The sequence below is a fragment of the Micromonospora sp. LOL_021 genome, assembly GCF_048060215.1.
GTDB lineage: Bacteria > Actinomycetota > Actinomycetes > Mycobacteriales > Micromonosporaceae > Micromonospora_E.
This window is the reverse complement of record NZ_JBHMIN010000002.1, coordinates 209415-223783: the sequence shown is the minus strand read 5'-3', so window position 1 is coordinate 223783 and position 14369 is coordinate 209415. Positions and strand designations below refer to the sequence as shown.

At 71.1% G+C, this 14369-nt stretch carries 12 protein-coding genes; 7 read left to right on the top strand and 5 right to left on the bottom strand.

Features of this window, described 5'->3' with window-relative positions; all coding sequences use genetic code 11:
- Positions 1–75 precede the first annotated feature (75 nt).
- Positions 76–2268 (bottom strand): carbohydrate-binding module family 20 domain-containing protein, encoded by a 2193-nt coding sequence (locus ACFHWT_RS03180; protein WP_416593047.1) that lies wholly within the window; start codon positions 2266–2268, stop codon positions 76–78.
- Between the two features lie 262 nt (positions 2269–2530).
- Entirely contained in the window at positions 2531–3424 is an 894-nt protein-coding gene (locus ACFHWT_RS03175; protein WP_416593046.1) for a LysR family transcriptional regulator, read from the bottom strand.
- A gap of 112 nt (positions 3425–3536) precedes the next feature.
- Here ACFHWT_RS03175 and ACFHWT_RS03170 point away from each other — a divergent pair, with 112 nt between their 5' ends.
- A complete protein-coding gene (locus tag ACFHWT_RS03170) occupies positions 3537–4538 on the top strand; it encodes a bile acid:sodium symporter family protein (RefSeq protein WP_416593045.1) in 1002 nt (333 codons plus the stop codon).
- Between the two features lie 29 nt (positions 4539–4567).
- Here ACFHWT_RS03170 and ACFHWT_RS03165 read toward each other — a convergent pair whose 3' ends face one another.
- Positions 4568–5881 carry an LCP family protein gene (locus ACFHWT_RS03165; protein ID WP_416593044.1) on the bottom strand — a complete coding sequence of 438 codons (1314 nt, stop codon included), beginning with the start codon at positions 5879–5881 and terminating at the stop codon, positions 4568–4570.
- Positions 5882–6050: 169 nt separating this feature from the next.
- Between ACFHWT_RS03165 and ACFHWT_RS03160 the strand changes: the two genes are divergently transcribed.
- Both ACFHWT_RS03160 and nhaA read left to right on the top strand, forming a co-directional pair.
- A complete protein-coding gene (locus ACFHWT_RS03160) occupies positions 6051–7982 on the top strand; it encodes an asparagine synthetase B family protein (protein ID WP_416593043.1) in 1932 nt (643 codons plus the stop codon).
- A 99-nt stretch (positions 7983–8081) separates the two neighbouring features.
- Positions 8082–9470 (top strand): Na+/H+ antiporter NhaA, encoded by a 1389-nt coding sequence (gene nhaA, locus ACFHWT_RS03155; RefSeq protein ID WP_416593042.1) that lies wholly within the window; start codon positions 8082–8084, stop codon positions 9468–9470.
- Positions 9471–9553: 83 nt separating this feature from the next.
- Here the strand turns inward: nhaA and ACFHWT_RS03150 are convergent, their stop codons facing one another.
- Positions 9554–11212, bottom strand: a complete 1659-nt coding sequence (locus ACFHWT_RS03150; protein ID WP_416593041.1) for an ABC-F family ATP-binding cassette domain-containing protein — start codon at positions 11210–11212, stop codon at positions 9554–9556.
- A 39-nt stretch (positions 11213–11251) separates the two neighbouring features.
- Here ACFHWT_RS03150 and ACFHWT_RS03145 point away from each other — a divergent pair, with 39 nt between their 5' ends.
- The 3 genes from ACFHWT_RS03145 (at position 11252) to ACFHWT_RS03135 (ending at position 12777) form a co-directional block, all read left to right on the top strand.
- Positions 11252–12004, top strand: a complete 753-nt coding sequence (locus tag ACFHWT_RS03145; protein WP_416593040.1) for an ROK family protein — start codon at positions 11252–11254, stop codon at positions 12002–12004.
- A 150-nt stretch (positions 12005–12154) separates the two neighbouring features.
- A complete protein-coding gene (locus ACFHWT_RS03140) occupies positions 12155–12526 on the top strand; it encodes a tetratricopeptide repeat protein (protein WP_123607363.1) in 372 nt (123 codons plus the stop codon).
- On the top strand, positions 12523–12777 hold the full coding sequence (locus tag ACFHWT_RS03135) for a Smr/MutS family protein (protein WP_123606272.1): 255 nt from the start codon (positions 12523–12525) through the stop codon (positions 12775–12777). Before ACFHWT_RS03140 ends, ACFHWT_RS03135 begins: the two co-directional genes overlap by 4 nt.
- Positions 12778–12804: 27 nt before the next feature.
- Here ACFHWT_RS03135 and ACFHWT_RS03130 read toward each other — a convergent pair whose 3' ends face one another.
- Positions 12805–13407: a TetR/AcrR family transcriptional regulator gene (locus ACFHWT_RS03130; RefSeq protein ID WP_416593039.1), complete on the bottom strand. Its 603-nt coding sequence runs from the start codon at positions 13405–13407 to the stop codon at positions 12805–12807.
- A 68-nt stretch (positions 13408–13475) separates the two neighbouring features.
- On the opposite strand from ACFHWT_RS03130, the gene ACFHWT_RS03125 reads away from it, so the two are divergent.
- Positions 13476–14300 carry an SDR family NAD(P)-dependent oxidoreductase gene (locus tag ACFHWT_RS03125; protein ID WP_416593038.1) on the top strand — a complete coding sequence of 275 codons (825 nt, stop codon included), beginning with the start codon at positions 13476–13478 and terminating at the stop codon, positions 14298–14300.
- Positions 14301–14369 lie beyond the last annotated feature (69 nt).

Below are 14369 nucleotides of genomic sequence, written 5' to 3'. Positions count from 1 at the left end.
TGGGCCGACGCTATCAGCTCGGCCACCGGGTGTACGGCGGATCGGGCGCAGCCGGTCCGCCGTACACACCGTGGGTCACCGCCAGGTGTCGGTGAGGGTTGTCGCGTCGCCGGCCGGGGTGGCGCTGCGGTTGCCGCCCGACTCCCAGTCGACGGTGCCGTCCGGCGCCCGTTTCACGTACTTGTACTCGAAGGACTCACCGGCCGGCAGCGTGACGCTGCCCGACCAGAGCGGGTAGTCGTCCGCAGCGAGGGCGACCGCCCGGGTCGGGTCCCACGAGCCCAGCGCCGGGACCGAGCCGACGACCAGGACGTCCTGTCCGTACCAGGTGGTCGCGGTGACGTCGAAGGTGACCGCGACGGTGCCCGGCTGCTCTCCGCCGGAGCCGGGCTGGCCCCAGGTGGCGGTGAGCGGGGTGCCGCCGACGCCGCTGCGGTTCGCGCCAGCTTCCCACTCGACCGCGCCGTCCGACGCCACCTTGACCAGTTTCCACTCGAACGCCGTACCGTCCGGGACGTCGACGGAGCCGGTCCAGGTCGGGTAGCTGGCCGCGTCGGTGCCCAGCGGTGCCGCGTCGGCAGGGTCCCAGGAGCCGAGTTCGGGCAGCGAGCCGACCACCCGTACCTGCTGGCCGGGCGTGGTCTGCACGGTCACCGTTACCGGGGTGCCGTCGCCCGGGGGCGGGTCGACCGGGGGGCAGCCGGTCGGGTCGGTGCAGTCGAGCCGTGCCGCGACGTGCAGAGCCACCGCCCGGTTCGCCGGGATGTCGGCGTGGAAGCCGCCGTCGGTGACGGCGATCGTGCCGCCGGTGCAGGTGCCACTGTCCGCCCGGTAGGTGCCCCGGGCCACGTTGCAGTACCAGCCGTCCGGCAGGCCGGTGGTGAAGCTGCGGCTCCAGGTGCTGCCGGTCGCGTTGAACGCGGCGTACCCGCGGTCGGCGCGGGCGAAGCCGAACCGGCCGTTGCCGTCGGTGACGCCGCCGCCGATGCCGGTGCCGGCGGTGGCGTTGCGGAAGCTGACCATGCCGGCGACCTGCTCGTCGCGGTGCTCGCAGATCCACTCGGCGCTGGCGCAGTCGGTCGGCAGCGTGGTGCCGTCGCCGGTGCTGGGCGGGCCCTGGGCGACCACCGGGCCAAAGGCGTAGCTGGACATCAACTGCGGGGTCCCGTACGGGTGGGCCAGCATGAACGCGTCGGCCAGGTAGTAGCGGTCGCCGTCCTGGTAGGTGAGCGTCGGGGTGGCCCGCTGGGTGTCGTGGTTGTCGATGAAGACGACCGCCTGGTCGCCGGTCAGCCCGCCGTAGTCCGGCAGGCTGGCCAGCTGGGCGATGTTGCCGTCGCGGAACGCCGCGGAGACCGCCCGCTGGTAGTCGAAGTTGGTGACCTTGCCGTACGGTGCGTACGCGGTGTACGGAACGGTGCCGTCGCCGTACACCTCGTGGAACAGATCGGGCCGGCCGCCGAAGCCGGGCACGTCGTCGAGCCGGGAGATGATGTCCGCCAGGTGGGCTTCCTGGACGTGTTTGGCGGCGTCCACCCGGAACCCGGCGACGCCGAGGGCGATCACCGAGTTCATGTACTTGGCGATCTTGCGGCGTACCTCCGGGTTGGCGGTGTTGAGGTCGGCCAGGTCGAGCAGTTCGCAGTCCTGCACCTCGGTCTTGCTGCCCCAGTCGCTGATGGTGCGGTAGCAGGGGCCGAAGTCGGCGTAGCCGTAGCTGTCTCCGGAGCCGTCGCCGAACAGGTCGGGATAGCCGTACTTGCTGTAGACGGTGCCGGCGCTACCCGGCCCGCTGCCGACCGATCCGGTGCCGCTCATGTGGTTGAGCACCATGTCGACGTAGATCTTGACGCCCTGGTCCCGGCAGCGTTCGACCATGTCGACGAAGTCGGCCCGGTCCCCGCGCCGGGTCTGGTCGATCCGGTACGAGACCGGCTGGTAGTCCTGCCACCACGGATAGCTGGCGCCTTCGGCGCTGGGCAGCACCACGTGTTCCTGCGGCGGGGAGACCTGGACCCCGCCCCAGCCGTCCGGTCCGAGCGTGGTCTCGCACTCTTCGGCGATGGAGTCCCACCGCCACTGGAACAGGTGCACGATCGCGTCGCCGTTGCCGACGGCGGCGGTCGCATTGGCGGTCGTGGCCGGGGTCGCTGCGTGGGTCGTGGCGGTGGTCGGGGCCGGGGTCGTGGCGGTGGCGGGCGCGGTCAGGGCGACGGCCAGCGGGATCCCGAGGACGGCCGCTGCGGCGGTGGCCATCGGTCTGGACACGGTCGATCCGGGTACGGACATCAGCGCTCCAATGCTGGTGATGGCGTGCCTGCGAGGAGGCAGGTACCAGGCTCCTGAAAGAAGTTGCAAGGATCGCAAGCACTTTCAGTCGTGTGGTGAGGGTAACAACCAGACGTCTCGCTGTGAACAGCTTGTTTCGGCCGTAAACCTGAGCTACGTCGGTTGGCGGTCTGCGACCAGGCTGCAAGATTCGACTTCCACTTGCGGCAAGATCCCGTCGACCTGCGGTCCCGGGCCGGGGTCAGCCGGCGGTACGCGGAGTCCGTCCCCGGCCACCGGCGGTCGGCCGACCGGCGGCCCCGACCGCCTCACTGACCGCCGCCGCCACCGCCGGGTCGGCGTCCGGACGGGACAGCAGGATGAACTCCACCTCGCCCAGCGGCGGCAGATCGGCCGGCGCCACCGGGGTCAGGCCGGCCGGCACCAACCGGGCCGAGTGCGGCAGCAGGCCGAGGCCGGCACGGGTGGCGGCCACCAACCCGCCGAGGCTGCCGCTGGTGCAGGCGATCCGCCAGGGCTGGCCGGCGGACGAGAGCGCGGCGAGTGCCTGCGCCCGGGAGATGCTCGGCGGTGGGTAGACCACCAGCGGCACCGGTTCCCCGGCGGCGCGCCGCAGCGGTGCCGGTTGGTCCGCCGCGCCCAGCCAGACCAGCCGGTCACGCCAGACCAGGCTGCCCCGGGACTGACCCGCCAGGCGTTTGGCGAAGACCAGATCGAGTGCTCGGGCGTCCAGCAACTGGTGCAGTGTGCCGCTCAGCGCCACGGTCAACTCGACGTCGACCAGCGGGTTGCGGCGGCGGAAGGTCTGCAGCACGTCCGGCAAGTAGCTGGAGATCAGGTCCTCGGAGACACCGAGCCGCAGCTTGCCGCGTACGACCGTGGTGCTGAAATGCCGGCGGGCCCGGTCGTGCGCGTCGAGAATGTCCCGGGCGAAGCTGATCATCGCTTCGCCGTCCACGGTCAGCTGCACGGTGTGCGTGTCGCGCAGCAGCAGCGGCCGCCCGGCCGCCTCCTCCAGCCGCCGCACATGCGCGCTGACCGTGGACTGCCGCAGACCGAGCCGCTCGGCGGCCCGGGTGAAGCTGAGCAACTGGCTCACCGCCAGGAAGCTGCGCAGCTGGACAGGCTCGTACACAGCTTCAAGCTTATCGCGGTACGCGATGACAGTCAGCGCGGTGATCAGCTTTCCCGCTGATCGTCCGGCCGCCCAGAATGGGTGGACCACCCCCGTCACCTGGAGTACCCGGATGCGCTGGCCCCGCTGGCTGATCATCGATCCGTTCATCGCGATGCTGTTCGCCGTCGTGGCGCTGGCCGCGCTGCTCCCGGTCCGCGGTACCGCCGCCTCGGTCGCCGGCGTCGTCGCCAGCGTCGGCATCGCCCTGCTGTTCTTCCTGCACGGGGCCAGGATCGCCCCGGCCGCGGCGCTCGCCGGTGCCCGGCACTGGCGCCTGCACACCGTGGTGCTGAGCACCACCTTCGTGGTCTTTCCGCTGCTCGGCCTGGCCGTCGCGGTGATCAGCCCGCAACTGCTGCCGGCCGACCTCTACCAGGGAGTCCTCTTCCTCTGCGTGGTCCCCTCGACGGTGCAGTCGTCGATCGCGTTCACCTCGATCGCCCGGGGCAACGTGCCGGCCGCCGTGTTCAGCGCGTCGTTCTCCAACATCGTCGGGGTCGCGCTCACCCCGCTGCTCGCCGTGCTGCTCATGCAGAACACCGGTGACCTGCGGCTGACCGCCGGTTCGATCGGCTCGATCGTCGGGCAGCTGCTGCTGCCGTTCGTCGCCGGTCAGTTGTCCCGGCGGTGGACCGCCGACTGGATCAGCCGGCACAAGAGCCTGACCTCGGTGGTCGACCGGGGCTCGATCCTGCTGGTGGTCTACACCGCGTTCAGTGCCGGGGTGGTCGCCGGGATCTGGCAGCAGATCGCCGTCAGCCAGCTGCTGGTCCTCGGGGCCACCGTCGGTGCCCTGCTGGCGGTGGTGATGGGGTTGCTCTTCGGCGTCACCCGGCTACTCGGCTTCGACCACGCCGACCGGGCTGCGACGGTCTTCTGCGGTGCCAAGAAGAGCCTGGCCACCGGTTTGCCGATGGCGGCCGTGCTGTTCAGCCCGCAACTGCTCGGCCTACTGGTCCTGCCGCTGATGATCTTCCACCAGATCCAGTTGATCGTCTGCGCGGCCCTGGCCCGGTGGTGGTCGAACCGGGCACCAGCGGCCCGTCCGTCAGGCGAGACGACCCGGGTGTAGGTGGGGTCGGCCGACGGTGGGTCGGCCGGTCAGCGGACGACGACCGAGTCGAGCTGCTCGGCGCCGTACCGCTCGATGTACTGCTCCAAGGTGTCGTCGCGTACGGCGGTCCAGAAGTCGACGCCGCGATCGGTGTCCAGCCACATCACCCACTGGTCGCCGACGAACCCGGTGTTCGCCACCGGCGCGGTGACGAACCGAACGTCGTTGCGGATCTTGCGCAGGTCGAAGGAGAGCTGCCGGAGCTTGTCGTTGGTCAGGCCGTCGTCGACGGTGACGGTCGTGGTGATCGCGTCGAGCAGCGCGCCGAGCTGTCGCGGGCTGGTCAGGGTGTCCCGGTCGAGGGTCTCGTCGAGCAGCGCGCGCAGGTAGTTCTGGTGTCGGCGCATCCGGTCGAAGTCGCCCTCCGGCAGGCCGTAGCGCTGGCGTACGTACTTGACGGCCTGCTCGCCGTTGAGCCGCTGCGGTCCGGCGGGCCAGCTGGACTGCAGGCTCGGTCCGGGCGTCCCGGCCGGGATCTCGACGGTCACCCCACCGACCGCGTCGGTCAGGTCCTGCAGCCCGACGAGGTCGATCAGGGCGACGTGGTCGATGCGCAGCCCGGTCACGTTCTCGACGGTCCGTACGGCGAGGCTGGCGCCACCGAGCGCGTACGCGGAATTGATCTTGACGTTGCCGTGCCCGGGGACCGGCACCCACGAGTCGCGGGGGATGGAGACGACGTACGCCCGTTCCCGGTCGGCGGTGATCCGGACCACCATCAGCGAGTCGGTCCGCCCGTACGGCCCGGCGGGGGAGTCCGCGCCGGTGGCGCTGGAGGCCAGGCTGTCGACGCCGGCGAGCAGCACGGTCAGCCCTTCTGCCGTCGGTGCCGGACGCTGATCGGCCGGTATGGCGGCGAACGGGTCGGGGATCCGCTTGATCTCGCCGAGGTAGTAGTGGCTGACGGCGGCCACCCCGGCCACCCCGGCGAGGGCGGCGACCACCAGGCCGGTGATGCCGAGCAGGGCGATGCGGCGCAGCCTGCGTCGACCGTGCCGGGCCGGTGGCCGACGGTGCTGGCCACTGCCGGCGCTCGATCGGGTCAACGCCACCGGGCTGGTCGCGGAACTCGCAGGCCGCCGGTCGGACCACTGTGTCTGGTCGGTGGTCGCCCAGTGGTCGTACGCCTGGTCGGTCGTAGCCCACTGGTCGTGCTGCTGGTCGATGGTCCACTGGTGTGACTCGGCCCAGTCGTCGTCCGCCGTGGTGTGGCGGTGCCGTCCCTGGTCGTACGCGGGCAGGTCGGCCCAGTTCTCCGGGGCCGGTGCCGGATTGCCCTGACCGTCAGGTCGTCCGGTCAATGTGATCACCTCTGGCTCGATCGCTGAGAGATCCAGGCTAACCAGACATTACGGATCTATGACGCCAATCGGCGAAAACCAAGACGGGCTCCCGGCTACCAGGCGTCGTCGGTGGGGCCGGATCGACAACTCGGCACCCGCCGCGACGAGCTGAGGTTAGCGTCACGCTATGTCAGCAATAGTCGGTATCGTCAGTGAGGCCGGCGGTCGTAGTCAGAGCGCCGACCATCTCGCCCTGGCCTGCACCCCGCATGACCTTCAGCGGACCGGTCGCTACCTGGACGACCGAGCGGCGATCGTCGCCTGCTGGTTCGACGGCGACCGGGCCGCGACCCAGTCGCCGTACTACGCGGGTCGGTCGCCGTACTACGCGGCCACGGCGGACGCGGTCGCGGTCAGCTGCACTGCCCAACCCGACCTGCTCGACCTGTACCGGCGGCACGGTACGGCGGCTGTCCCCAGGCTGACCGGCGACTTCGCGATCGCGGTCTGGGACCGCGACCGGAACCAGCTGATGCTCGCGGCCGACCGGACCGGAGAGCGGACGCTGTACTGGCGGCTCAGCGGTGGCCGGCTGACCTTCGCCTCGCAGCTGCGGGCGTTGCTGGCCGATCCCCGTACCAGCCAGGAGCTCGACCCGGTCGCACTGCACCACTATCTGACCTACCGCTACGTCCCCGCGCCGTGGACGATTTACGCCGGCATCCGCAAGCTTCCCCCGGGCACGTCGCTGATCTGGGCGGACGGGCGGGTCACCACCCGTCGCTACTGGACACTCGACGGCGCTGCCGGGCCGACGACGCCGGGTATCGACCAGGCCGCCGAGCAGCTACGCGGGCGGCTGGTCGACGCCGTGCGCTCCCGGCTGCCGGCCACCGGGTCGCCGCAGGTGCTGCTCTCCGGCGGGATCAGCGCCACGCTGGTCGCGGCCGCCGTGACCCGCAGCACCAGCGTCAGGGCACAGACCTGTTCGGTCGGGTTCGGCGAACCCCGGCTCGACCAGCGGGCGGCGGCGCGGACCGTCGCCCGGGCGCTCGGCACCGAGCACCAGGAGTATCTGGTGACCGGGCTCGACCCGGCCGTACCGCAGCAGATCGCCGGCCTGTTCGACGAACCGTTCGCCAGCCCGGCCGCGATCCCCGCCTACCTGGTCGCCAGGTACGCCGGGGTGCGGCGGGCGGAGGCGTTCTGCGGCCTCGGCGGTGCCCTGCTGTACGGCGGGTTCCCGCACCATCTGCTGCTCGGCTGGCTGAACGGCTGGCCGCAGCGGTCGGCCGGACTGCCCGGGTTGCAGCGGGCCGGCGCCGCCCTGGTGCGGCGGAGCATGGCCGGGACCCCGGTACGCCGGTTCGGCCGGCTGCTGGAGGTCGCCGGCTGCCCACCACCGACCCGGTACGCGCGGATCGTCGCCGAGTGCAGCGCCGAGCAGAAGAACGCCCTCTACACGGCGCGGCTGCGCGACGAACTCGCCGACGTGGACAGCGGCCTGCTGGCCGAGGCGGCGTACCTCGCCTCGTCAGGGGACTCCCAGGCGGCCCGGATGACCGATGCGGACCTGCTCGGATACCTGCCCGGCGACGTACTCGCCCGGTGGTCGACCGTGTCGGCCGGCGCGGGACTCCGGCTGCAGGCCCCGTTACTCGACCACCGGCTGCTCGAGTGGGTGGCCGGCCTGCCGGCATCGTGGAAGGTGCCGGGGCGGCGGCGGAACCTGGCGCGGCGGGCGGCGGCCGGCTGGTTGCCGGGCCGGGTGGTCATGTCCGATCCGGTGGACGCCCGGCCACCGCTGGCCAGCTGGCTGCGGGCCGAGCTGCGCGAACTCGCCCGGGACCTGCTCACCGACCGGACCTTCCAGGACCGTGGCCTGTTCCAGCCGGCTGCGGTCCGCCGGCTGCTCGACGAGCACCAGGCCGGGCTCGACCACGCCGGCGAGATCTACACGTTGCTGCAGCTCGAACTCTGGCTGCGGCACCGGACGGGGTCGGTGAGAGACCCCGCACTTGCTGGTCAGCGCGACATGACCTTGGAAGAATCGGGGTACGGCACAACCGGTGCCGGAGGTTGCCCGGCGCCGGCGTCGCCAACCGGAGACCTTCGGTAACCGCGCCGGAACGGATAGTGTGATCATCATCGACGCGCCGGTCAACCAGGACCGGCGTCGCTGTACCTGCTGCACGTACGTGGAGGTGGAGTTCTCTACATGACCGACCCGACCCCCACCAAGGCTTCCGGATCCGGCGACAAGTCCGGATCGAGTGAAAAGTCGGACTCAACCAGGCCGCCGGAGTCCCGGCGTCCGTTCCAGCTCTCCTCCTGGGCGGAAGCCAAGTTCATCGGCGACGTGCTCCGCACCGAGACCGTCGGCGGCGGGCTGCTGCTGCTCGGCGCGGTCATCGCGCTGATCTGGGCCAACTCCCCGTGGGGCGACGCCTACACCGACCTGGGCCAGTTCGTGCCCTGGCCCGGTGGGGCACCGCTGCACCTGGACGTCGACCTGGCGCACTGGGCAGCGGACGGCCTGTTGGCGATCTTCTTCTTCGTGGTCGGTCTGGAACTCAAACGCGAATTCGTCGCCGGTGAACTGCGCAGCCCACGCCGGGCCGCGCTGCCGGTGATCGCCGCGATCGGCGGCATGGCCATGCCGGCGCTCATCTACGTACTGATCAACCTCAACACCGGCGACAGCGCGCTGCGCGGCTGGGCGATCCCCACCGCCACCGACATCGCGTTCGCCCTCGCCGTGCTCGCCGTCATCGGCTCCCACCTGCCGCAGGGCCTGCGCGCCTTCCTGCTCACCCTGGCCGTCGTCGACGACCTGCTGGCGATCACCATCATCGCGTTCTTCTACACCGAACAGGTCAACTTCCTGGCCCTGGCCGGTTCACTGCTGCCGCTGCTCGCCTTCGCGCTGCTGCTGCGGTTCGGCAGGACCTGGTGGTGGGCGCTGATCCCGCTGGCCGCCATCACCTGGACGCTGATGCACGCCTCCGGCGTACACGCCACCATCGCCGGCGTACTGCTCGGCTTCATGGTGCCGGTGCTGCCCCGCAAGGGCGAGCAGCACGGCATGGCCGAGCACTTCGAACACCGGTGGCGGCCGGTCTCCGCCGGCTTCGCCGTGCCGGTCTTCGCCTTCTTCGCCGCCGGGGTGTCGCTGCGTGACGGCGGCATCGGTTCGGTGCTGACCGATCCGGTGGCGATCGGCGTGATCGCCGGTCTGGTCCTCGGCAAGACGATCGGCATCCTGGGCGCCACCGGGCTGATGACCCGCTTCACCCGCGCCGACCTGGGCGGGCTGAAATGGGTCGACCTGCTCGGGGTGTCCCTGCTGGCCGGTATCGGGTTCACCGTCTCGCTGCTGATCGGCGAGTTGGCGTTCGGTGCCGGCAGTGACCGCGACGCCCACGTCAAGGCGGCCGTCCTGATCGGCTCGCTGACCGCGGCGCTGCTCGCCGCCATCGTTCTCGGCCGGCGAAACAAGGTCTACCGGCGGATCTCCGAACAGGAACGGCAGGACCGCGACGGCGACGGAATCCCGGACATCTACCAGCAACTGCCGCAACCGACACCGGACGACGACCGACGCTGAGCCGGAGTGCCGGCGGCGACCGCCGCTGACCCGGATCGACCGGCGGCGGCCCCGCAACCTGGTCGTACCCCCTGGTCCTGCCCCTAGTCGAGGGACAGGTCCAGCAGCGACCGGAACGCGGGGCCGTCACGGTCCAGCGTGATCCGCCGGGTCAGCCGCACCGACTCCAACATCCGCCGGTCGTGCGTGACCAGCAGCAACGTGCCGGTGAACGACGCCAGCGCCGACTCCAACTGCTCGATCGCCGGCAGATCCAGATGATTCGTCGGCTCGTCGAGGACCAGCAGGTTCACCCCGCGCGTCTGCAGCAACGCCAACGCCGTACGGGTCCGCTCGCCCGGCGACAGGGTGGCCGCCGGCCGCAGCACATGGTCGGCCCGCAGTCCGAACTTCGCCAGCACCGTACGGGCCTCGGCGGGTGCCAGGTCGGCCGCCGCCCGGAACGCGTCCAGCACCGGCTCGTCGCGCAGGAACAACTGGCGGGCCTGGTCGATCTCGCCGACCACCACCCCGGGGCCGAGCCACGACTCGCCCGAATCCAGCGGCAGCCGCCCCAGCAGCGCACCGAGCAGCGTCGACTTGCCGGACCCGTTCGGCCCGGTGATCGCCACCCGGTCCGCCCAGTCGATCTGCAGATCCACCGGGCCGAGGGTGAACCCGCCTCGGCGTACCACCGCATCGCGCAGCACCGCGACCACCGCGCCGGCCCGGGGCGCGGCGGCGATCTCCATCCGCAGCTCCCACTCCTTGCGCGGCTCCTCGACGGTCTCCAGCCGCTCGATCATCCGCTCGGTCTGCCGCGCCTTCGCCGCCTGCTTCTCGGCTGTCTCGCCCCGGAAGTGGGGGATGAACTTGTCGTTGTCGGTGGCCTTGCGCCGGGCGTTACGTACGCCCTTGTCCATCCAGGCCCGCTGAGTACGGGCGCGGGCCTGCAGCCCGGCCCGGGTGTCGGCGTACTCCTCGTACGCCTCCCGGGCGTGCCGGCGGGCCACCTCCCGCTCGGCCAGGTACGCCTCGTACCCGCCGCCGTAGTGGTTGACCTGCTGCTGGGCCAGGTCCAGCTCGACCACCCGGTGCACCGTACGGGCCAGGAACTCCCGGTCGTGCGACACCAGCACGGCGCCGGCGCGCAGCCCGGCGACGAACTGCTCCAGCCGGGCCAGCCCGGCCAGGTCCAGATCGTTGGTCGGCTCGTCGAGCAGCACCACGTCGTACCGGCTGAGCAGCAGTGAGGCGAGCTGGGCGCGGGCCGCCTGGCCGCCGGAGAGCGCCGTCGTCGGCTGATCCAACGCCACCGTCAGACCCAGGTCGGCCACCACCTGCTCGGCGCGTTCGGCCAGGTCGGCGCCGCCGAGATCCAGCCAGCGTTCCAGCGCCACCGCGTAGCTGTCGTCGGCGCCGGGCTGGCCGGCCGCGAGGGCCTCGGCGGCGGCGTCCATCGCCTGCTGCGCCGCCGCCACCCCGGTCCGGCGGGCCAGGTAGTCGCGTACCGACTCACCCGGCCGGCGCTGCGGCTCCTGCGGCAGCAGCCCGACGGTGGCGGTCGGCGGGGTGCGGGTGACCGTGCCCGACTCGGGCGTATCCACCCCGGCCAGGATCCGCAGCAGCGTCGACTTGCCGGCACCGTTCGCGCCGACCAGCCCGATCACGTCGCCGGGCGCGACGACGAGGTCCAGCCCGGTGAAGAGCTGCCGGTCACCGTGCCCGGCGGACAGGTCCCTGGCGATCAGTGTGGCGCTCATGGCCCGGCGATACTAGCCGCTGCCCGGCACACTGTGCTGATGATTTCCACGCTGGCGATCGACTGCGGCGGCGGCGGCATCAAGGCGTCCGTACTCGACGAGGCCGGCACCATGCGGGCCCGGCCGCTGCGGGTGCCGACCCCGTACCCGCTGCCGCCGAAGCGCTTCGTCGACACCCTGCGCGAGTTGCGCGACCAGCTACCGGCGGCCGACCGGGTCACCGTCGGAATGCCCGGCATGATCCGGCACGGCGTGGTGGTCGCCACCCCGCACTACGTGACGAAGGCCGGTCCGCGAACCAAGGTCGACCCGACATTGTTCGCCGAATGGTCCGGCTTCGACGCCCGTACGGCGCTCGGCGCTGCCTTCGACCTGCCGGTGCTGGTGCTCAACGACGCCGAGGTGCACGGCGCCGGAGTGGTCGCCGGCACCGGCTGCGAACTGGTCCTCACCCTCGGCACCGGGCTCGGCTGCGCGCTGTTCGACGGCGGCCGGCTCGCTCCGCACCTGGAGCTGTCCCAGGCGCCGGTGCGCTGGGGGCAGAGCTACGACACCTACGTCGGCGAGCACGAACGCCGCCGGCTCGGCGACGCGTTCTGGTCCCGGCGGGTACGCGGCGTCGTCGACGGTCTGCGACCGGTGTTCTGCTGGGACCGGCTCTACCTTGGCGGCGGCAACTCGCGGCTGATCCGGCCCGAGCAGGTGGCCCGGATGGGCGACGACGTGGTGGTGGTGCCGAACACGGCCGGCATCGTCGGTGGCGTACGGGCCTGGACGCTGATCAGACCCTGAGACCGCTCCAGATCTGACTGGTCTGTGGCGGATCATCCGGAAACTGACTGGGTGACCGGCGGATGTCCGGTACGGGAACAGTCGCATTCCGCCGGTGGTTGTGCCAGCGTCAAGGTTGTCGGTGATCGCGACCGGGAAGGTGGGGCGGCCATGGATCTGTTGGAGGAGTACCGCCGGGCGAACCTGTACTTCGAGTCCGGCGACCCGTCCGGGGCGGCCCGGCTGCTGGAGCCGATCATCGCCGCCGAGCCCGACAACTCGGCGGTCCGCCAGCTGCTGGCCCGCTCCTACTTCAAGTCGGCGCAGCTCGGTCGGGCCGAGGAGCAGTTGCGCGAGCTGATCGACCGCGACCCGAGCGACCACTACGCCCACCACGTGCTGGGCCGTACCCTGGAACGGCTCGGCCGGCCGTCGCAGGCGCTGCGGCACCTGCGGCTCGCCGCCGCCATGCGCTCCGAGCATTCCGACTACCTGGCCGCGCTGCGCCGGGTCGAGGCGAAGGTCAACGGAAGGGCGTCGTGAAGATCAAACTGGACCTGCACGACATCTACAACCGTGGCCAGGACATCGATCGGGCGTTGCGGGGTGTCATCGACGAGGCGGTGGCCAAGAAGGCCACCCTCGTCGAGATCATCCCGGGCAAGGGCTCCGGCCAGCTGAAGAAGCGGGTGCTGCGGTTCCTCGACCAGAAGGACGTCAAGCAGCTCTACCACCGGGTGGAGAAGGACTCGAAGAACTTCGGCCGACTGTTCGTCCACTTTCGCTGGAAGTGACCCGGCGTGCCCGCAGGCGGTGAGGCGTCACCCGGACCGGGGGCCGAGGGCCGCCATCGCCCGGTCGACGTAGTCGGCGAGTGAGTCCTCGGTCGTGGACGCCAGCCAGGCGTGCTGTGCCGCGACCAGGCAGCCGAAGGCGGCGGCGGCGAGCGCCCCGGGCGTCGGATCGTCGGCGGCGTACGGGCCGCCGGCCGCCGCCGCCCGCTCCCGTAGCACCGCGACGACGGCGTGCTGCATGCTCTGCAGCTTGCGCAGATAGACGGCGAGCAGCGCAGGCGTCTCCAGGATCACCCGCTGGACGGGCTTGCTGACCTGCTGCTGGTCCGTGGTGTCCACGATGTCGAACAGCCGGCGTAGCGAGGTCCAGACGGGTTCGTCAGCGGGGCGTTCGCGCAGGTTGTCGAGCATGTCGTCGGCGCCGAGGTCGAACTTGCCGACGACGATGTCCTCCTTCGTCGCGAAGTAGCGGAAGACGCTGCGCTGGGACATGCCGACGGCCGCGGCGATGTCGTCGATCGTGGTGGCGTCGTAGCCCCGGGAGACGAAGAGCTGCAGCGCCGCGTCGGCGATGTCGCGCTGCACGGCCCGGCGGGTGCGTTCGCGCAGGGTTGGCTGCTTTCCAGTCATGATGTGGTCAGCCTAGCATCGGCCGTCGCAGTTGACAGTAGCTGACAGTTTCGGCGTACAGTGTCGCCATGACCAAGGTGATCGTCATTACCGGATCCAGCGACGGCATCGGTGCCGCGGCCGCCCGTCAGCTGCACGACGCCGGCCACCGGGTGGTCGTCGTCGGGCGTTCCCCGCACAAGACCGAGGCCGTTGCCCGCGAGATCGGCGCGGAGCACTTCCTCGCCGACTTCGCCCGCCTCGACGAGGTACGCAAGCTCGCCGCCGAGCTTGACGCTGCGTACCCGCGAATCGACGTGCTCGCCAACAACGCCGGCGGCGTCTTCGGCGACCCGACCAAGACGACCGACGGATTCGAGCTGACCTTCCAGATCAACCACCTGTCACCGTTCCTGCTGACCCGGCTGCTCATCGACAAGCTGACCGCGTCACGGGCCACCGTGATTCAGACGTCGAGCGTCGGCGCGCGGCTGGCGGGCAAGATCGACGTCGATGACCTCAACCTCGACCGAAACTTCGACCCGGTACGCGCCTACAGCGCCGCCAAACTGGAGAACATCCTGTTCACCACGGAACTGCACCGCCGGTACCACGCCGACGGCATCGCCGCCGCCGCGTTCCACCCGGGCAACGTCGCGACCAGCTTTGGGACCCAGTCGGCGAGCCGGCTGATGCGGTTCATCACCACCAACCCGGTCACCCGGGCCATGCTGACCACCCCGGAGAAGGGCGCCGACCAGTTGGTGTGGCTGGCCACCAGCCGGCCCGGCCTCGACTGGGAGCCCGGCCGCTACTACGAAACGCGCCGGCCCGCCAAGCGCGTCAACTCCCAGGCGTACGACCCTGATCTCGCCCGTCGGCTGTGGGAGCGTTCGGAACAGCTGCTCGGCTGACCGGCGTCGCCGCGCAGCGGCTCGGCCAGCTCGACCACCTGCTCCACGGGTGTCCCGCCGCAGGTCCCG

Excerpts from the sequence above, each read along its gene's own strand:
- ACFHWT_RS03145 (WP_416593040.1), top strand. The coding sequence starts at position 11,252 with ATGATTTCCACGCTGGCGATCGACTGCGGCGGCGGCGGCATCAAGGCG.
- ACFHWT_RS03130 (WP_416593039.1), bottom strand. The coding sequence starts at position 13,407 with ATGACTGGAAAGCAGCCAACCCTGCGCGAACGCACCCGCCGGGCCGTG.
- ACFHWT_RS03160 (WP_416593043.1), top strand. The coding sequence starts at position 6,051 with ATGTCAGCAATAGTCGGTATCGTCAGTGAGGCCGGCGGTCGTAGTCAG.
- ACFHWT_RS03140 (WP_123607363.1), top strand. The coding sequence starts at position 12,155 with ATGGATCTGTTGGAGGAGTACCGCCGGGCGAACCTGTACTTCGAGTCC.
- nhaA (WP_416593042.1), top strand. The coding sequence starts at position 8,082 with ATGACCGACCCGACCCCCACCAAGGCTTCCGGATCCGGCGACAAGTCC.
- ACFHWT_RS03150 (WP_416593041.1), bottom strand. The coding sequence starts at position 11,212 with ATGAGCGCCACACTGATCGCCAGGGACCTGTCCGCCGGGCACGGTGAC.
- ACFHWT_RS03125 (WP_416593038.1), top strand. The coding sequence starts at position 13,476 with ATGACCAAGGTGATCGTCATTACCGGATCCAGCGACGGCATCGGTGCC.
- ACFHWT_RS03170 (WP_416593045.1), top strand. The coding sequence starts at position 3,537 with ATGCGCTGGCCCCGCTGGCTGATCATCGATCCGTTCATCGCGATGCTG.